Origin of the sequence: Collinsella intestinalis (assembly GCF_902364775.2) — a bacterium.
Classification (GTDB): domain Bacteria; phylum Actinomycetota; class Coriobacteriia; order Coriobacteriales; family Coriobacteriaceae; genus Collinsella.
Genome location: NZ_CABJEU020000001.1, coordinates 111,206 through 131,052 on the forward strand (window position 1 = coordinate 111,206; position 19,847 = coordinate 131,052).

At 61.6% G+C, this 19,847-nt stretch carries 7 protein-coding genes; 4 read left to right on the forward strand and 3 right to left on the reverse strand.

Annotated elements, in window-relative coordinates:
* The first annotated feature begins 455 nt into the window (after positions 1-455).
* Positions 456-12,035 (forward strand): Spy0128 family protein, encoded by an 11,580-nt coding sequence (locus FY258_RS00475; protein ID WP_118102373.1) that lies wholly within the window; start codon positions 456-458, stop codon positions 12,033-12,035.
* Positions 12,036-12,231: 196 nt separating this feature from the next.
* On the opposite strand, the gene larE is transcribed toward FY258_RS00475, so the two are convergent.
* The gene (gene larE / locus FY258_RS00480) at positions 12,232-13,143 is read right to left on the reverse strand and encodes an ATP-dependent sacrificial sulfur transferase LarE (RefSeq protein WP_464237212.1); all 912 of its coding nucleotides are present in this window, start codon (positions 13,141-13,143) and stop codon (positions 12,232-12,234) included.
* A gap of 108 nt (positions 13,144-13,251) precedes the next feature.
* On the opposite strand from larE, the gene FY258_RS00485 reads away from it, so the two are divergent.
* Both FY258_RS00485 and FY258_RS00490 read left to right on the forward strand, forming a co-directional pair.
* Complete coding sequence (locus tag FY258_RS00485) at positions 13,252-13,935, forward strand: HAD family hydrolase (RefSeq protein WP_118102375.1); 684 nt, start codon at positions 13,252-13,254, stop codon at positions 13,933-13,935.
* A 304-nt stretch (positions 13,936-14,239) separates the two neighbouring features.
* Entirely contained in the window at positions 14,240-15,352 is a 1,113-nt protein-coding gene (locus FY258_RS00490) for an ATP-binding protein (protein WP_118102376.1), read from the forward strand.
* A 216-nt stretch (positions 15,353-15,568) separates the two neighbouring features.
* Here FY258_RS00490 and FY258_RS00495 read toward each other — a convergent pair whose 3' ends face one another.
* Both FY258_RS00495 and FY258_RS00500 read right to left on the reverse strand, forming a co-directional pair.
* On the reverse strand, positions 15,569-16,636 hold the full coding sequence (locus FY258_RS00495; protein WP_118102377.1) for a LacI family DNA-binding transcriptional regulator: 1,068 nt from the start codon (positions 16,634-16,636) through the stop codon (positions 15,569-15,571).
* 410 nt (positions 16,637-17,046) lie between these two features.
* Positions 17,047-17,979, reverse strand: a complete 933-nt coding sequence (locus FY258_RS00500) for a LysR family transcriptional regulator (protein ID WP_118102378.1) — start codon at positions 17,977-17,979, stop codon at positions 17,047-17,049.
* Between the two features lie 129 nt (positions 17,980-18,108).
* Between FY258_RS00500 and FY258_RS00505 the strand changes: the two genes are divergently transcribed.
* Entirely contained in the window at positions 18,109-19,167 is a 1,059-nt protein-coding gene (locus FY258_RS00505; RefSeq protein ID WP_118102379.1) for a YeiH family protein, read from the forward strand.
* Positions 19,168-19,847: the final 680 nt, after the last annotated feature.

Genomic DNA, 19,847 nt, shown 5'->3' on the forward strand with positions numbered 1-19,847 from the left:
CGACGCCATCGAGGCTGGCTGCCAGGCGGCCTGCGCGCTGTAGGGGCGCGGGCGCGGATCGCCGATTTTTAGGAGCCCGGGGGCACTCGCCTCCGGGCTTTTTGCATACGCCGAATCCTTACGAACTCTTTACAAATTGTTCAGGTTATTAAAAACCCATCAATATAGACGGCAGGTAACGCAAAGTTCCAGGTATTAGGCCATATCACAATGTAAATACATAGCTGATTAACTGTCCTCGCCATCGGGAAGCGCCAAATGGCAATCAAAATAGTGTCTTAAATTGCGCACGCTCAAAATATATGGAGTATCATTACATTTATAAAGCCACTCCTATGGGAGTCGGTTGTGTGTAGCCAACGAGCTGTTGTTGCGAGTGAATTGGGGGATCGAATGTTGTGTGAGCGGAATCGCATGACGGCGGAGCGCTGCTCTCGTGTAACGGGGGGGGTACCATGCGTTCAGCGGTAAGGCGCCTGGCCAGGGTGCTGCCCTCGGCCATGCTGGGCGCAGCGCTTGCATTGACGGCGGTGGCTCCTGCCGCGAAGGCAGCTCCGGCTGATGCCGAGCCCACGCCGTGGGCTGCGGGCGATAAGACTGTGGTCGTCGATGAGCCTACGATTACGACGTGGGAGGGCGTCGCCAAGGACGACACCGCCAACGTCGGCCGCATCTGGACGGATAAGAGCGTCTTCAATGAGGATGTGGAGCTTCTCGGCGGTATCGAGTCTGTCATCAAGAAGGACGACTCCGACTTCCTGGTCGGCTTGTCTGCCCTCTCGTCGACCTCCAACACAATCACGACCACGACTTCGGCGCAGCCGCTCGATATCGTCCTCGTCCTCGACGTCTCGGGTTCGATGGGAGAGAACATTACGTCTACGACGTACGAGCCAACGTACAGCATCAATACGAGCGGCTTCAAGACTTATTACGCCAAGCTCCCCAACGGCAAGTTCAAAAAAATAGATCGAAAGACAACAGGTTTCATTATCGAGACTTTCGACCATTGGGAGCTTGATGGCGCAAAGGTCGCTCCGTTGGAGAGCGCATCGGATGCGACTCCCGGTCGTATTCAGTTCTACACCGCGACAGTGTCTAGGACCACTCGACTTGCGGCTCTCAAGAATGCCGCATATGGTTTTATCGATTCGACCGCGAAGGCGAACGGCGCAATTTCGAACCCCGAAAAGCAGCATCGAGTTTCAATCGTATCGTTCTCAAGCGATGCGAGCATTGTGCAGTCGTTAACCGCCTGTACCGACGGCACTAAGGATGGCATCAAGCAGGCAGTGGGGCGGCTGAACAGGGGTGGAGACACCTATCCCGGAAAGGCAATGGAGAAGGCTGCCACTGCATTTAGAGCCGCGCCTCGAACTGACGCCCGCAAGGTTGTGGTCTTTTTTACAGACGGCAACCCGGCGCCCGCTGGAACAGATGACTTCAACGCTGATTTGGCGAACAGTGGCGTGACAGGATCCAAGAGGCTGAAGGATGACGGTGCAACCGTTTATTCCATTGGCATTTTCGAAGGAGCCGACCCGTCTAAGGACGAGGCGACCACCAACAACTGCTTCAACGCCTACATGCACGCCATGTCGAGCAACTACCCCAAGGCCACGAAGTGGAACAACCTCGGTGCCCGCGCCGAAAACTCCGACTACTACAAGGCCGCAACAGATGCGGACGAGTTGAACAGCATCTTCCAGGAGATTTCGAACGAGATTAACAGCGGCACCGGCACCCCGACCGAGACGATCGATGGTATGGCCAACAAGTCCGGCTACATCACCTTTACCGATGAGCTTGGCGCGTACATGCAGGTGGACGGATTCAAAACGCTCATCTTCGCAGATAAGGAGTTTAGTCTGCAGTCGAAGACGACCGATGGCTTCGTCGACACCTATGCCTACGAGGGAACGGGCGGCAACGCCCTTTATCCCGATGGCAACGTGAAGGACATCGTCGTCCAGGTCAAGCGCAGCAACGACCTTGCCAAGGGCGATATCGTGACGGTCAAGATCCCCGCGTCCCTCATTCCCTTGCGCAACTTTAAGGTTGAGTCCAACGACGGTGCGGCGAACATGGGGATTGACGAGGCTTACCCTCTGCGCATCTTCTACGGCGTGAGCATCAAGCCTGGCGTGCGTAACGCGGTCCTCAGTGGCACGGCAGATGACGCACTGCGCGCATACATCAAGAACAACAGCGACGAGGGTGGTAAGACCGCCTTCTACTCCAACCTCTATGACGGCGCCAACGTCGAAGGCAATAAGCTCCTCGGCAACACGACTGCCACCTTTGTGCCCTCCAAGGTCAACAGCTTCTACTACTTCACCGAGGACACGACGCTCTACACCGACGACGCGTGCGCGAATCCTCTCCGCGAAAAGCCCGAGTCGGGCAAGACCTACTATTACAAGCGTGCGTACTACAAGCAGAACGCGGACGGCAAGACCGCCACAAAGGACTGGGCGATCACTCAGTTCAAGGGCGCGAACTTTGATGCGCTTACGACGTATTGGGGCAAGGCTCCCGACGGCACTTACTTCATCAAGGCCGGCTCCCCGCGCCTGACGCGCATCGACGCCCTGACGCTCGGCAAAGAGGAGAACCTCACCGGCACGGCCACCGAGGTTATCAACCCGCGTTGGGATAACATCAACAACCCCTACGAAATCAACGTTAACCTTGGCAACAACGGCAAGCTCTCCGTTGAGATGCCCGGTACCCTGTCCATCACCAAAGACGCTCGTATCACGCCTGGCAAGAACATCGATCCCAGCGTGCTCGAGGGCAAGCAGTTCAAATTTGAGATCAGCATTCCCTCCGCCGCGGGCAAGACCCTCAAGGCCGACGTCAAGAACGCTCAGGGCGAGGTTGTTTCCGAGGCCTTCGACATGGTGTTCAACAAGGATGGCAAGCGCGAGCAGACCCTCAAGGACAACGAGACCCTCACCATCTACGGTCTCGATGCGAATACCGCGTACACGGTGACCGAGAAGGAGATTCCGGCGGGCTTTACCCAGACGAACGCTACGGACAATAAGGGCACCATCACGGCCAACGAGGTTGCCCATGCAAAGTTTGAGAACACGTATGACGTGGCCGCCAAGCCGATTGCGTCGGATGACTTTGTGAAGTACCAGAAGGTCTTTGACAAGTGGGAGGTCGCCGAAGCCTTTGATATCCAGCTTCATGCGGTCCAGGCGGGCAATCCCATGCCCAAGGGCTCTATTTACGGACCCGATAACCGCGGTGTGAAGATCGCGCCTGCGACCCAGCAGCACCCCACCGGCAGCTTTGGCAATATCGTCTTCGACCGCCCTGGCACGTTCGAATACACCGTCAGCGAGGTTAAGCCCGCCGGCGATACGATGGTTCCTGGCGTGACCTACAGCCAGGCCGTCTATAAGGTGACCGTTGTGGTTGAGGACAACGGCGATGGTACCCTCACGGTCGCGTCCAACACGATGACCAAGGTCTCCAACGATGCGGGCGGCAACCTTGCCGCGCCTGAGGAGATCTCCAACAAGACCGCGGTCTTTGTCAACAAGTTCAACGCGAAGTCCACGAGTGCCGCACCGGTGGCGTACAAGCGCTACACGAATCACGGTGGTGAGGGAACCGCGCTCAAGAGCGATATGTTCACCTTCAAGGTCGAGTCCAAGACTCCTGGCGCGCCTCTTCCGGAGGATGCGGACCCGGATGGCGATGGCGTGCTCTTCGTGAAGAACCAGGGCGAGGAGATCCCGCTTGCACAGGCCACGTTTGGTGATGAGCATGTGGGCTATACGTACGCGTATGACATCAGCGAGGTCATCCCCCGCGGGGCGACCGCCGAGAACAACTTTACCGCGAACGGCATGACGTACGACCCGACGGTCTATCGCGCCAAGTTCCAGGTGACGTTTGACGGTGTCGGCGACCAGGCCCGCGTCGAGGTTGCCATCTCCTACTACAAGGTGGACGGCGACAAGGAGGAGCCACTGCCCGAGGGGCAGACCCCTGAGTTCAACAACTCCTACGACCCGGCGGACGTGACGCTTCCGAGTGATCCCAACGATGCTCCGCTCAGGGCGCGCAAGACCCTTGTGGGCCGCGACTCCAAGAAGGGCGAATCCTTCACGTTCGAGCTCTCCGCTGCCGATAACCCCACGGCGTTCGCGCTGAAGAACGGCGTTGTGGTCTTTGACGGCCCCGCGGGCGCTACAACGATGACGGCCTCCGTGTCGGATCTGAAGAATGGCCAGGCCGAGGACGTGCCGTTTGGGAACGTGACGTTCACCAAGCCCGGTACGTACAAGTTCAACATCAAGGAGAACGCCCCTGCCGACGGTGCAGGCATGACGTACGACCGCACCACCCATGAGGTCAAGGTTGTCGTGACCGATGTGGATGGCGTGCTTAAGGCGGACGTGAAATACACCGGCAGCGTGAAGGACGCCGCAGCGTTCACCAATACCTATAAGGCCGAGCACACCTTCGGCACGGGCTTTAAGCTCGATGTCACCAAGACGCTGGTCGGTCGAGCTCAGGTGGCCGGCGAGTTTGGCTTTAAGATTGAGGGCGTTGACAGTGGTACGGTGATGGCCGATGAGGCCTCCAAGCGCCTCGACGCGTCGGAAGCAAACTTCAAGACGGTTGCTCCCGCCGACAGCGGCGTACCGTCCCTGATGGAGAATAAGCTCAACAAGCTGAATTTTACGCAGGCTGACGCCGGCAAGACCTTCAGCTACGTGCTGTGCGAGGACATTCCTGCCGACGACAAAAAGCTCGGCGGCGTGACGTATGACAAGACGACTTACCGGATCGATATCAAGGTTGTCGATAACGCCGACGGCACCATGGGAACGGTTACGACTGTCGCCAAGAACGTCCCCGGCGCGGCTTCTGAGACCGTTGGCACGTATGACAGCGCCGACGGCAAGGACGCCGTCACCCTCGACTTTACGAATACGTATGCTGCGCAGCCGGTTAAGGTGGACGGCACGAAGTACGACCTCAACCTTTATAAGGTGCTTGAGGGCCGTGATTGGCGTGAGGGTGACACCTTCCACTTTGTTATGAAGGATGGTGGCCACGATGACCCCGGCGCTCAGAAGGCCGAGGTGGACGTGACCGCGGATCCCGGCACGAAGGCGGGGGAGAAGGTTCCCTTCAACTTTGGCGGTTACACCTTTAAGCAGCCCGGCGAGTATTACTACACCATCACCGAGGTTGAGCCCGCTGAAGGCGCTAAGATCCCCGGTATCACTTACAGCAAGAACGCCGCCGACATCGTGGTGAACGTGACCGACAACCTCAAGGGCCAGCTTGAGGCAGAGGTGCAGGTGTACAACGACACCTTTACCAATACATATACCTATAGCTGGCAGCCCGTCGTCGTCGATCCCGACGCGATCAAGGACGCTGCCGTGACCAAGATCCTCAAGGGCGACCGCGGCACCGGCCTCGCGGACGGCGAGTTCGAGTTCCAGATGGCCACCACGGCGACCGCCGGCTCGCTCGACACCGTGAAGGATGCCGACGGCAACGCATGGTCTGCCACCAAGACAGCTACCAACAAGGCCGATGGCTCCGTCGACTTCGGCGAGATGAGCTTCTCCGCCGCCGGCACCTATAAGGTGACCATCAAGGAGGTCAAGGGCGACGCTGCCCATATGACCTACGACGGCCATGAGTTCACCTATACCATCGAGGTGACGTACGACCCCGCGACTGGCAAGCTCTCTGCCAAGGTCAAAGATCTCGACCCCGCGAAGGCGACCTTCACCAACGTCTACTTCAACGAGAAGGACGCCAAGGACGTCACCGTCAGCGGCGCCGATAAGCCGCAGACCTCCGTCGACGGCAAGCTCGTCGGCGTGGGCGACACGCTCGTCTACACCATCGACTGGGTCAACAACGCCGTGGATAAGAACGGCGCCCCCGTCGCCGCGAACGTAACCGTTACGGATAAGATCCCGCACGGTACCGAGTACGTCAGCGCCTCCGAGGGCGGTAAGCATGAGAACGGCGCCGTCACCTGGAAGCTCGACAATCAGCCTGCCGGAGCGTCCGGTACGGTGACCCTCACGGTGTGCGTGACCGATGACGCCGTGGTGACCGGTTCCGTCGAGAACCAGGCCTCCATCCAGATCGGCGACAACAAGGTGACCACCAACGCCACCGAGACGTTCGTTCCCGGCAAGTCCGAGACGACGCATCCCGACGAGGTCAAGCCCGGCGAGACGCTCCTGACCTATCAGATCAAGTTCCACAACACCGACGGCGCCAACGCGAAGGCGACGGTCGTCGACGAGCTCGGTAAGGGTCTGGAGTACCAGGTAGGAAGCGCCCTCGTGAACGGCAAGCCCGCCGAGCCCGTGGTCAAGGGCTCCTCGGCAACCGGTACCACCCTCACCTGGAATCTGAGCGGCCTCACCGCTGACCAGGACGTCGTCATCACCTTCGACGTCAAAGTCGCTGCGCAGGGCCCGACCACCGTCGAGAACCAGGCAACGGTGAACGGCCACGTGTCCAACGTCGAGACAACGCCGTTCCCCACCAAGGATGCTAAGCACGTCTACAAGGGGGAGGCCCTCTTCGACGGCAAGCTCGTCGGTGTCGGCGATGTTCTGACGTTCAAGATCCAGTGGTCGCATGATGAGACGCTCGATGGCGAAAACCAGAAGGTGACCGTTGTCGACAAACTGCCCGCGGGCATGGAGCCCATCGATGGCACCATCAAGCCCAGCGGCACGTATGACCCCAAGGCGGGAACCATCACCTGGACCTTCGATAACGCAAGGGGCCAGCAGGGCATCGTCGAGTTCCAGGCCAAGGTGACGGACGAGGTCATCGAGGCTGCCAAGCGCGGCGAGGTCACCAACATCGCCAAGGTGAACAACCACGCCAGCCAGGGCGTCTCCGTCAGCGTCCCGACCAAGACCGTCGCCAAGCCCGAGGGCCAGAGCGGCTCCATCAAGGTCGGCGACGAGGTCGTCTACACCATCAACTACAAGAACACCGAGGGCAAGAACGCTACGGTGACCATCACCGACGTGCTGCCCGCCGGCATCACCTATAAGGCCGACTCGGCCGCACCCGCCGCGAGCTATGACGAGGCGAATCACACGCTTACCTGGACGCTCGCTGACGTCGCGGCCGGCGCCGTCGGCTCCGTCTCCTTCACCGGCGTGGTCAACGAGTCCGCCATCGAGGGTGGCGTCGACAACAAGGCCGGCATCCAGCTGGGAGAGAACGGCCCCGTGATCAGCACCAATACCGAGTCCACCAAGATGGGCACGGGCGGTCTGACTATCTCCAAGCATGTCAAGTCCGCCATCGCCGGCGTGACCGCGCCGACTGCCGAGTTCACCTTCGACGTCACCCTGACGGATGCCGCGGGCAAGCAGCTTACCGGCACCTACAACTATGAGGGCGACAAGAAGGGTGTTATCGAGAACGGCGCCGGCCAGATCAAGCTAGCGCATGGCCAGTCCATCACCATCAAGGGCCTGCCCGAGGGTGCCAAGTACAAGGTCGTGGAGACTGAGGTCGATGGCTTTACCGCAATCGCCGACACGATGAACGGTACAATCGCTAAGAATCAGACTGCCCAGGCCGCCTTCACCAATACCTATACGCCCGCTCCCATCGTGATCCCGGGCGGCACCGGTAGCGCGCTGCAGGTCAAGAAGGTCCTCAAGGGCCGCGATTGGCTCCCGAACGAGTCCTACTCCTTCGAGCTTCAGGCAGTGACCGTGGGCGCACCCATGCCCGAGGGTGTGGGCAACGTCGCCACGGCGACCGCCGATAACCAGCCCGTGAGCTTCGGCGGCATCAGCTTCGCCAAGCCCGGTGAGTACGAGTACCGAATCGTCGAGACCGGCGCGTCCGCTGACGTCAACCTGACCTTCTCCAAGGCCGAGTACAAGCTCGTCGTCACCGTCAAGCCGAACGGCGATGCGTTCACGGCGACCTCCGTCCTGACCCAGGTCAAGAACGACGCCGGCAAGACCGTGGACGAGGTTCTGCAGGTCCCGGGCGAGGTCATGACCTTCACCAACACGTATAAGAAGCCCGCGCAGGGCAAGGACGTCACCGCCGAGGGCAAGCCCGGCACATCGATCGACGGCCAGCTCGTCCAGGTCGGTAGCAAGCTCGTCTACACCATCAACTGGGTGAACGACGCCGTCGACGAGACCGGTAAGGCTGTTCCCGCCGCCGTGACCATCACCGATGTGATTCCTGCCGGCACGGCCTACGTCAAGGATTCCGCGACTAACGGCGGCGTCTACAACGCCGACACCAAGACCCTGACCTGGGATCTCGGTAAGCAGGAGGCCAACGCCTCCGGCACCGTGAGCTTCACGGTCGAGGTGACCGAGGATGCGCTCAACAACAGCGTCGTGAACGAGGCCGACATCCAGATCGGTGACAACAAGCACGAGACCACCTCCAAGCCCGAGGTCTTCGTTCCCGGCAAGACGTCCGCGGACGACAACAAGGGCGACATCCAGGTCGGCGACGTCCTCACCTACACGGTGAGCTACGCGAACCTGGGCAATGAGTCCGCCACGGTGACTATCACCGACGTGCTGCCCAAGGGGCTCACCTACGTCGACGGCTCCGCGAGCGATAGCGGCTCCTTCGACAACCGCGCCAACACGCTGACGTGGACGATTGAGGATGTTCCCGCGGGTAAGACTGGCACGGTGACCTTCCAGGCAAGGGTTAACGAGGGCGCCGTCACGGAGGGTATCGGCAACAAGGCCGCCGTCCAGATCGGCGACAACAAGGTCGAGACCAACACGACCGACCCCGACACTAAACCCTCCGTCGGCACGCTGACCATCAGCAAGACCGTTGAGGCCGCCAACGACCCGAACGCGCCGGTCGACACCGAGAAGGCGTTCGACTTCAAGGTCAATTTGAAGGACAAGGCGGGTAACACGCTTACGGGCAACTATGCCTATACGATTGGTGAGGAAAAGGGCACGCTCAGTTCGGGCACAACCTTCAAGCTGAAGCACGGTCAGTCCATCGTCATCGAGGGTCTGCCCGTCGGCGCGACCTACGAGGTTCGCGAGAAGCCGACCGATGGTTACGCCGCGACGGCTGAGGGCGCCGAGGGCACCATTTCTGCCAACGGTGCAGCCGCAACATTCATTAATAGCTACTCTGCGGCTCTTCCGCAGGATTCCCCGGTGACGACCGCCAGCCTGTTCAGCAAGGTGCTGACGGGTCGCGACTGGAAGACGGATGATACCTTCAGCTTCACCATCACGCCGCTGAATGGCGCCCCTGAGCCGGAGCGTCGGGAGGCAACGCTGACCGGCCTTACGAATGCGGCTGACAAGCCGGTTAAGTTCGGTTTTGGCGCGATCAGCTTCACCTTCGACCACATCAAGGACGCACCGGTTGTGAACGGTGAGCGTACCAAGACCTTTGTGTACGAGGTGCGCGAGACTGAGGGCTCGATTCCCGGCGTGGCCTACGACGGGCATGTGGCGAAGTTGACCGTTACCCTGAAGGACAACGGCGAGGGCGTCCTGTCCGCAACCACGGTCGTGGACAACGAGGCCCAGTTCACCAATAGGTACACGACCAAGCCGATCAACCCCGATGGCGACGGCGCCACGGGCAAGGACGGCATTCAAATCGTCAAGACCCTGACCGGTCGCCCGATCGCCGCTGGCGACTTTGCGTTCACCATGGCCCCGGCCGACGATGCCACCAAGGAGAAGTTCGGCGATGCCAAGGCCATTGCGACCAACGCCGCGGAGCTCGGCATTGGTGAGCTCACCAACACGGCCATTGCCACCACGCCGGTCGCAAGCGACCTCGAGTTCACGCTCGCGGATGCGGGCGAGACCTACACCTTCGAGGTCAGTGAAACTAAGGGTGACGTCGCTGGTTACAAGTACGATGAGACCGTCCACATCCTCACCTTCGCCGTTTCCGACAACGGCAACGGTACGCTGTCCGTTACGGTGACCCTCGACGACAAGGAAGCCGCCGTATGGACGAGCGGCGCCGAGATCACCCCGGTGAGCATTGGGTTTGCCAACAGCTACAGAGCCGGCTCCATCACGGTCGGCGGCCAGGGCGGCGTGGCGCTTGCGGGCACCAAGCGGCTCACGGGCCGTCCGATGGTTGCGGGCGAGTTCCACTTCAACGTGACCAATGCGAAGGATCAGGCTGAGCCCGCTGCCGTGGTGGCCACTGGCACCAACGCCGCGAACGGCACGATCACCTTCACCGGCATCGAGTACACCACCGAGAAGCTCAACAACGATGTGGCCGCAGGCCTCGCCACGGTCGATCGAGCGGGCAAAGACGGCGACGTGTACACCTACACCTACAACGTGAGCGAGGACGCCGCCAAGAACGACAAGGGCATCAGCATCATCCAGGGCAATCAGGTCGTCACTGTCAAGGTGACCGACAATCGCGCGGGCAAGCTCTCCGCCGAGGTCGTCTACCCCAAGGGTGGCATGGTCTTCAAGAACGCCTATGGCACCGTCGAGGGCGGCTCTAAGGCGATCGCCCTCAACGGCACCAAGGTCCTGGACGTCAAGTCTGGCAACAAGGTGCCCGATATCGCGGGTAAGTTCACCTTTACGCTGACCGGCTCTGAGGGCGCCCCGATGCCCGCAACGACCACGGCGACCAACGACGCCGCTGGCAATATCTCCTTCGGCGAGATCACCTACACCATGGAGAACGTCTTTGGCGCACCCGCGGCAAAGCCCGAGCAGCTCGTGATTGCCGAGGATGGGGCGGATACCGCAGACGCCAAGACTGCTGGCGCGACCGACGCCCAGGCCGCTGAGGCCGATGCCAAGGCGGACGACGCCGTGGCGGCCGAGGCCGAGGCCAAGCCTGCCGAGGACGAGAGCGCCGCGAAGGCTGACGCTGCGGACGAGCCCATGGTGGCTTCCGCTCCGCGCAGCAAGACCTTCACCTACACGGTGACCGAGACCGGCAGCGTTGCCGGCGTGAGCAACGACCCCGTTGCGACCAAGACCATCAAGGTCAAGGTGACTGACAACGGCGACGGCACGCTTACCGTCGACAAGCAGGCGGAGTCCAACAAGACCGACTTCACCTTCACCAACACCTACAGCGTGAAGCCTTTCGATAGCACGCTGACAGGCGAGGGCGGTTTCGCCATCACCAAGACGCTCGACGGCCGTGACCTGCGTGAGGGCGAGTTCGAGTTCGCGCTCGTCTCGCAGGGCGAGGGCGAGCCCACGGTTGTCACCGCCAAGAACGACGCCAGCGGCAAGGTTGCCTTCCCGGCAATCAGCTTTAACGCGCCCGGCGAGTATCACTACCGCCTGGCCGAGGTCGATGGCGGCCTAGGCGGCGTGACGTACGACACCACGGTGTACGACGTGACCGCCAAGGTCGTGGACAACGGTGGCGGCACCTTGGGTGTCACGTGGTCTGTGAGCAAGGACGGCAAGGCGCTGGAGGGCAAGGAAATCGTCTTTGCCAACAGCTACAAGGCCGCCGGTACGAGCATCACGTTCAACGCCGCCAAGGTCCTGACCGGTCGCGAGCTTAAGAAGGGTGAGTTCACGTTCGAGCTGCGCGACGCTAACGGCAAGGTCCTTCAGACGGTTAAGAACGGTGCCCTGACCGAGGGCGGGTACGCTCCCATCGCGTTCGACCCGATCACCTATGACGAGCCTGGCACGTATGATTACCGCATCGTCGAGGTCAAGGGCGACGCCGAGGGCATCACCTACGACGAGACGGTGTTCACCTATCACGTCGTGGTGACCGACGACGGCAACGGTCAGCTCCAGGTCGAGTGGACCGTGGGCGAAACCGGGGCACCGGTCTTCCAGAACGTCTTCGTCAAGCCCGAGGATCCCAAGCCCGCCGACCCGGTCAAGCCGGCCGATCCCGGCAACGGCGGCTCCGGCGATAAGCTGGTCCAGACCGGCGACAACGCGCTCGTGGGCATGTTCACGGCTGCATTTGCGGGCGTAGCCGCAATCGGCGCGGGCTTTACCGCGCGCCGCAAGAAGAAGTAGCGGCGGTGGGCTGGCACGGTGACGGGGGCAACCCGGAGCCGTGACGGCCCCAAGCCGAGGCTGCGACGGCTCTATGCCGGAGCGGTAGCGGCCCAGGCAAAAAGGCCCGTTGGCACCCCATCTCAAGCGAGGTGGGGTGCTTTTTTATGAGGTTGGGCTGTGTTGGGCGTCGCGGGCGCGGCGCTGGTCCGGTGCCTTATGCGGCCCCGTTGCCCTCGCCGTGGTGATAAGGGTGCACCACAGGGTCCACGGCTGCGCAGCCGAGCACTTGGAGCTCCCGCACGACCGCGGGGGCGAGGCGGCTGGGTTCGCTGTCCGCGTTGGAGCGTGCGCCCGCGGGTGCATCCGCTTCGACGATGGCACCCACGCTTTCGCCCGCTCCCACGCTCACGCGAGCCACACCGCCATCAATGCGGACGCGAACTTGGCGCAGGCCGAGGCCGTGCAGGTAGTCCTCGCACATACGGACCGTGTGCAGCTTCTTGGCGGTGAGCTCCTCGCCGCAGGGGATGCGGGTCGCCAGGCAGGCGCCGGCGGGGAGGTCCCACACGTCGAATCCCCAGGCGTGCAGGACTTCGCGCTCCTCGTCTTTGCACCAGCCGGTTTCCATAAGGGGCGACCTCACGTCGAGCTCGCGCACGGCACGGGTGCCGGGGCGATAGTCTCCGGCGTCATCGGCGTTGCTTCCCTCGAGCACGACGCGCACCCCGAGCTCGCACGCGGCGTCCACGATGCGCTGGAATCCCAGGCGCTTGCAGTGGTAGCAACGGTCTGCCGGGTTGGCGGCAACATCAGGGTCCGCAAGCGGGTCTGTCTCGATGGCGACCACATGAGCCCCCGCGCGCTCGAACCTCTCCCGTTCGCGTTCGAAAGACTCGCGCTCCGGAGTGCCTACAAAGGGCGTGTCCAGGTGAATAAGGTGCACATCGGCCGGCGGCAACGCGCGGATGCTGACTGCCGCGAGGAAGGTGCTGTCCACACCGCCCGAGAACCCTATGGCGACACTTCCGAATGACCGGAGCAGCTCGATGAGCCCTTGCATTTTCGCGTTATTGGAAATTGGTATCGTCATGTCAAACCTTGTGTTCATAGGAGTGGCCGCATCCATCGACCCAGTACAATAATTTCAAAGGGTTGCGTTGGCGTTCCGGCAGCTCGATGAGCACAGCATCGACACGTTTGCGGTGTCCTCGGTGAACGAATCAAGGAGAGAAGGATGAAAACCATTCAGGCGATACTTTTCGATATGGACGGCACGCTTGTCGATTCCGAGCGCGTGGGCCAGAAGGCGTGGGCCGCGACGGCGGATGAGATGGGCATCGAGATCCCGGACGACCTGGTGCGGGCGTTCATCGGCCGTCCGTCCCAGTCATGCCGCGCGATGTTGGCCGAGTATCTGGGTGGCGACGCCGATTTAGCGAATCGCGTGTTCGATTTGCACATTGAGCTGTTCCTGAAGTTTGTTGAGACCGATCTCGAGCTCAAGCCGGGTGCCATCGAGGTTCTCGAGGCCCTTAAGGCCGCAGGGTTCCCGCTCGCCATTGCCACCTCTACCGCTCGCGTGCGCGCGTTGCCGCGCCTGGAGCGCTTTGACATGTTGAAGTACTTCGATTCCATAACGTGCGGCGACGAAATCGCGAACGGAAAGCCGGCCCCGGACATCTTCGTCGAGTCTGCCAGGCGTCTCGGTTGCGATCCCGCGCTTTGCGCCGTTATCGAGGATTCGCACAACGGAGTGCGTTCGGGTCACGCCTCGGGCGCCCGCGTGTTCATGATTCCCGATATCGTGGCGCCCACGCCCGAAATCGAGGAGATGTGCACTGCGGTCCTGCCGACCCTGCACGAATTGCCCGCCGCGATCGCCGCTGTGAACGATTCGCCGGCGCCTCGCCGCGCATAGCCCCCGTTTGGAGTCTGGTTTTAAGTTCTGCCGCAGTTTTGGGTGCCTTGGGGAGCAGGGTGCTTCCGATCGCCGGAAAACCCGCGGGTAATGAGGTTGGCGATTTCTCGCCTACTTCGGGATCGCGCAAAAACTGCGGCAGAACTTGATTGCGGCGCCAGCAGAACTGCATCACGCGATGGCGATCGGGATGTTCATCCCCTCGGTACGCCCCGGCGTTTCAAGGCCGAGCGGTGACCGACATCCCTGGTAATTGACAAAAAGGAAAAAAAGGAAAAAATAGGAAAAAAAGGAAAGGAGAATTATGGGGCGTGAAATCTTTTCTCCGGCATTCGGCAACCGTCCGTCATATCTTGTTGGCCGTGATCAGCTTCTCGATAGGCTCCTTACGGGTTTGTCTTCGACTCCCGGATCGCGTGACCGTTCGGTTGTCATGTTGGGTCAACGTGGAAGCGGCAAAACTGTTTTACTGTGGGAATTGGCCGAGCTTGCGACGAAGCATGGTTATGTGGTCGCTGCCCCCACGGTGGCGTCTGAGGGTATGACCGAGCGCATCGTGGAGAAGGTGCAAGAGGCGGGCGAACGGCTGATCGCCCCCCGTCCGGGCGCCCGCGTGTCGAGCGGTAGCTTTGGAGCACTGGGATTCACTGTAGGGCTTGAATTCAGCCGTGAGGTGCAGGAAACCAAGAGCTTCCAGTTCAAACTCACGCAGCTTGTTCGGAGGCTCAACGCACATGGACATGGAATCCTCATTCTTATCGATGAGCTTCAGGCGAATTCACCGGAAGTTCGCCAGCTCGTTACGGTGTATCAGGAGATGATCGGCGAGGGTTTGGACGTGGCGCTCGTCCTCGCGGGGTTGCCTGGGGCGGTTTCGGCAACGTTGAACGATCGCGTGCTGACGTTTCTCAACCGTGCGAGCAAGGTCGAGCTCGGGCCTCTGGCAACCTCAGACGTACAGTCGTTTTATGAGCGGGCGTTTGCGGAGCTGGGTGTCAGAATCGGCGGCGATCGGGTAAGGGGGCTCGCCCGCGCCACCCAGGGCTCTCCGTATCTGCTGCAACTTTTGGGGTACAACATCTCGCTTCGCCTTCCTGATGGGGGCGATCTGACGGACGAGATCATGCGCAACGCGATTTGCGCGGCAGAGGATGACTTTGAGAACGACGTGTGCGGCACCACCCTTGCCGCACTTTCTGGGCAAGACATTGCGTTTTTGCAGGCAATGGCCCGCGACAACGGGTCCTCGCGCATGAGCGATATTGCGGGGCGTATGAAGCAGTCGCCGGACTATGCGCAAAAATATCGAAAGCGCTTGATCGATGCCGGCGTTATATCTGCTGCAGGGCATGGTTACGTCACGTTTGCCATCCCGTACATGCGCGAACACTTGCGAAAGATGGCATTTGATCTGTAGCCGTTGCGAGTTGATCGAAGAAGGGTGACCAGGGGTGCTCTGTGAAGTGGGGCCCGAGTGCGTGCGCGCTCGGGCCCCAGTGCTCTCCCAGCCTATGCGGGGCTGCACATGCCCCCCGTTCCGTCCGCGGGATGTGCCCGCGTGACGCGTATCACCACAGCGATACGCCTTTTGAACGGCTCGAAGCAGCATTTATGATGGGTCAAACTGAGTGTGTTACAGGTACCCGCTGATGTCGATGTCGGGGTCGGCGAAGTCGTCAGAGCGGTTCATGCCGGTGCTCGCCCGCGCGAGGAGGAAGGGCCGCACGAGCTCCTGATGGTTCTCGGGCTCATGCTCGGGTTCCTCCTCGATCTGAGCGATGAGCTGGTGCACGCCGCGGCGACCGAGCTCATAGCCGATGGGGGCGATTGTGGTGAGCGGCACGGGGCCTGTCCACGCCAGGGGGTTGCCGTCGCACCCGGCGACGCGGATGTCGCCCGGGACGCGCAGGCCCGCCGCCCGGACGCCCGAGATGGCGCCCGTCGCAAGGGTGTCCGTGAGGGCGATGATGAAGTCCGGGCGCGTGTCCTCGGGACGTTCGGCCAGGCGCCTGCCCAGGTCGAGGCCGTCGTGCGCGGAGTTCCAGGCTCCCTCTTCCACCACTTCGAACGCGCAGTCGGACTCGGTCGTGAACGCGTGCTCCATGCCCTTGACGCGCAGAACGAGGCGGTTCAGCGAGGGCTTGCCGATAATCGCGACGCGTTGGGCTCCGCTCTTGAAGGCGTGGCGCGCGAGGAGTTCGCCGAGGGCGAAGTTGTCCGCAGCGACGAAGTGGCCCGGGACGTCACACTGGATATCGAGGAATGCGAGGGGGATGCGAGGCGGGTGCGCGGGAGGCTGCCAGTTCAGGACGGCGGGCGGCTGCATGAGGATGCCCGCGGTCTGCGTGCCCATGAAGTAGTCGCGGTAGCGGTGCGCAATTTCCTCGTCGGTCTGCGCGGTGGCGATGAGCAGGCCATAGCCGTGTTTGCGCGCCTCGGCGTTCGCACCGTTGGCGATTTGCAGCGAGACGCCGTGATCGAGGCTGGGGAGAATGAGGCCGAACAGGCGGTTCTTTCCGCCGGCGAGCATGCGCGCACTTTGGTTGGGCGCATAGCCGAGCCGATCGGCGGCCTCGCGGATGCGCGCGAGCGTCTCGGGGCGCACCTTGTCGGGGTGGTTGAATGCGTTTGAGACGCTGCCCAGCGCGACGCCCGCCTCACGGGCGACGTCGGTGATGGTGACGGTGGTTTGGCGAGACATGGCCTGCTCCCTGGGTAGCGTGCGTGTGTGCGGTCCCCAAATTGTACCGCTTCAATCTCGGTGCGTATCGAATGGGGGACAATCTGGCCCGATGGGACCTCCGGGAATGGTCGGGATTTGCCAATCTGCCACAGCGTGGCATTTTCCGACCATAACTTGCCCCGTCGATGTCCGGGAATGGTCGCAACCTGCCAGCCTGTTGCAGCGCGGCAGATTGCGACCGGATTTGCGCCCGAGGACCTCCGGGAATGGTCGGGATTTGCCAGCCTGCCACAGCGAGGCATTTTCCGACCATAACTTGGCCCATCGGCATTCGGAAATGGTCGCAATCCGCCCCGCTGTGTTAAACAGGCAGATTGCGACCGGATTTCCTTTGGGGGCACACTCTTGCCGGGGTTTCGGGTGAGCCGTTACGACCGCCAAGCTGCGCAGAGAGCGCGGTATCGCGGGGCGTATTGGCTGCCGCGTTGCCAGATGAGGCAGAAATCGTGCTCGACCTGGAAATCGTCCGGCGTGATGTCGAGAAGCTCGCCAGCTCCGAGCTCGGCTTCAACGGCGGCGCGGTACATGAATGAGATGCCCGCTCCCGCGCGTACGCACGCTTTGATGGTGGGGATGCTCTCGAGTTCCACGAGTCCGGCGAAATCCTCGACGGCGAGGTCGCGTGCGGCAAGATGCTTCTCCAGAATCTCGCGCGTGCCCGATCCAGCTTCGCGCAGGACGAGGCGTTGCCCGAGCAGCTGACGGATCGAGGCGGGTCGGGAGGGGGTGTCCTCGTGGCGCTTGACCCCTGCAGTCCCGGGAGAGACTGCGGCCCTCGGTGCCGCCACGGCGACGTAAGCTTCGCGCGAGAGGGTCTCGAATGCAAAACGCGAGCGATCAAACGAGCCTTCGACCAGTGCAAAGTCGATCTCGCCTCGTTCGAGCGCACAGACCAGGTCGCGCGTGTTGCCCGCTCGCAGGGTCACGCTTGCGTCTGGATGCGCGGCGAGGTGCGTGGACATGAGGCGCGGGGCAACGTAGTCGGCGATGGTGCGCGTGCAGCCGAAAATGAGTGGGGCAGCGCTGGTGCCGGTTGGCCGAGCGGCGAGTTCGGCGGTTTCGGCTCGTAAGCGTCCCTCGTCGTTTTCCATCGCCAGAAGGCGCTGGTACAAAAGGTCCGCCGCAGGTGTGGGTTCGACCCCGCGTCCCGTTTTGGTGAACAGGGCGCATCCGTAGTGGGCCTCGAGCTGGCGGACGTGCTGGGAGACGGCCGGCTGCGTGATGAGAAGCGCCTCGGCGGCTCGCGTGAAGCTGTGCTGACGGTAGACCTCGAGGAACGTGTGCGTACGGTAATCGAGCATGGCACCTCAGTCATAAGAAATCGTGATGCATTGATAATCAATCAACTGCGTCTAATTATAAGTCGAGGTCATAGGATGGAGTTGGGAAACACAGTGAATCGACGGGGCAATCCCCGGAAAGGCGGAAACGTGGAGCTGATTAAGGACTTCAAGGATCTGTGGCGCGGAGTCGCGCTCGCACTCATCATTTCGGTACCGGCTTGGCTGTTGGGCAAGCAGTTCGAGGTCATCGGCGGTCCGGTGTTCGCCATCCTCATCGGCATGGCGCTCGGCCTGGTGCTGCGTCGCCGTGCCGACGTGACCGAGGCCACTGCCGCGGGCATCAAGTACACGTCGAAGAAGATCCTGCAGTACGCCGTCATCCTGCTGGGATTTGGACTCAACCTCGGCGAGATCGCCAAGGTCGGCGCGAGCTCCCTGCCCATCATCATCTCGACCATCACCACGTCGCTGGTCATCTCGTTTGTGCTGTGCCGCGCGCTTCACATCCCCAAGAAGATCTCGACGCTCGTGGGTGTGGGATCCTCCATCTGCGGCGGCTCCGCAATTGCCGCCACTGCGCCGGTCATCGATGCGGACGACGAGGAGATCGCCCAGGCCATCAGCGTCATCTTCCTCTTCAACATCATCGCTGCGCTGATTTTCCCCTCGCTCGGCGCCATGCTCGGCATGAGCAATGAGGGCTTTGGCCTGTTCGCCGGCACGGCTGTGAATGATACGTCGTCCGTCACCGCCGCCGCAGCTGCCTGGGACGGCATGCACCCGGGCTCCAATGCGCTGGATCACGCCACCATCGTCAAGCTCACGCGCACGCTTGCGATTATCCCCATCACGCTGTTCCTTGCATTTTGGCAGGTCCGTCAGGCCAAGCGCGCCGCCGAGGCGGGCGAGGGTACCGGTGCTGCCGCAGGCACGTTTGACATCAAGAAGATCTTCCCGTTCTTCATCCTGTTCTTTGTATTGGCGAGCGTCATTACCACCGTGTTCGCGCTCCCCGTGGCGGTGACCGCGCCCATCAAGACGCTGTCGAAGTTCTTCATCGTGATGGCGATGGCCGCGATCGGCTTCAACACCGACATCGTCAAGCTGGTGAAGACGGGCGGCAAGCCGATCTTCATGGGCTTGTGCTGCTGGATCGGCATTACCTGTGTGAGCCTCGGCATGCAGAGCGTTCTCGGGATTTGGTAACAAGGACGCCGCTGCCGACCCAATTGGGGGGCTCGGCTCAAGTGAGGCGGGCTCAATTGAGGACAGGTACTGATTGAGACAATTTGAGCTGGTCCAACTGCGGGGCGGCTGCGCCGGTCCAACTTCGGGGTAGTCGCGCCGGGCAGTTGTTGGGCAGTTGCGTCGGTCCAGCTGTGGGGCAGTTGCAAGTTGAGGCGCTTGGCGACGAACGCGCCGTCCTGCCTGGTTGAGAAATGGTCGGGATTTGCCACGCTGATACAGCCTGGCATTTCCCGACCATTTTTTCATGTTAAAACGGGCTAAAACGGTCGTGATCTGCCAGTCTGCGACAGGGTGGCAAATCACGACCGTTTTGGGTTCCTGCTGAACGGTTCGGCTTCAACGCAAGGCCATGCTCAGGGGTCCTCGGGGATGGTGTGTCCAGATGTGGCGTGCGCCCTATTGGAGCCAGTGGCCGAAACGCTGAGGCTGGGGACCGATTCCGCCGTGGCACTTTGGGACAATAGGGCGGATTCCTAATTGTTTGACCACCTGGCGGCTTCGGCCGTCTCGTCGGTTGGGGAGGACGCCATGCAGAAGAGGCCACAGGGCTCAGGTCAAAAACCGACATACCGTCATGCGCCGCGAGGTCGGTCCGCCATGACCCGCCCGCCCGCGGGAACCCGCCGGCCCGCCACGGC

Excerpts from the sequence above, each read along its gene's own strand:
- FY258_RS00495 (WP_118102377.1), bottom strand. The coding sequence starts at position 16,636 with ATGTCTCGCCAAACCACCGTCACCATCACCGACGTCGCCCGTGAGGCG.
- FY258_RS00475 (WP_118102373.1), top strand. The coding sequence starts at position 456 with ATGCGTTCAGCGGTAAGGCGCCTGGCCAGGGTGCTGCCCTCGGCCATG.
- FY258_RS00485 (WP_118102375.1), top strand. The coding sequence starts at position 13,252 with ATGAAAACCATTCAGGCGATACTTTTCGATATGGACGGCACGCTTGTC.
- FY258_RS00490 (WP_118102376.1), top strand. The coding sequence starts at position 14,240 with ATGGGGCGTGAAATCTTTTCTCCGGCATTCGGCAACCGTCCGTCATAT.
- FY258_RS00500 (WP_118102378.1), bottom strand. The coding sequence starts at position 17,979 with ATGCTCGATTACCGTACGCACACGTTCCTCGAGGTCTACCGTCAGCAC.
- larE (WP_464237212.1), bottom strand. The coding sequence starts at position 13,143 with ATGGATGCGGCCACTCCTATGAACACAAGGTTTGACATGACGATACCA.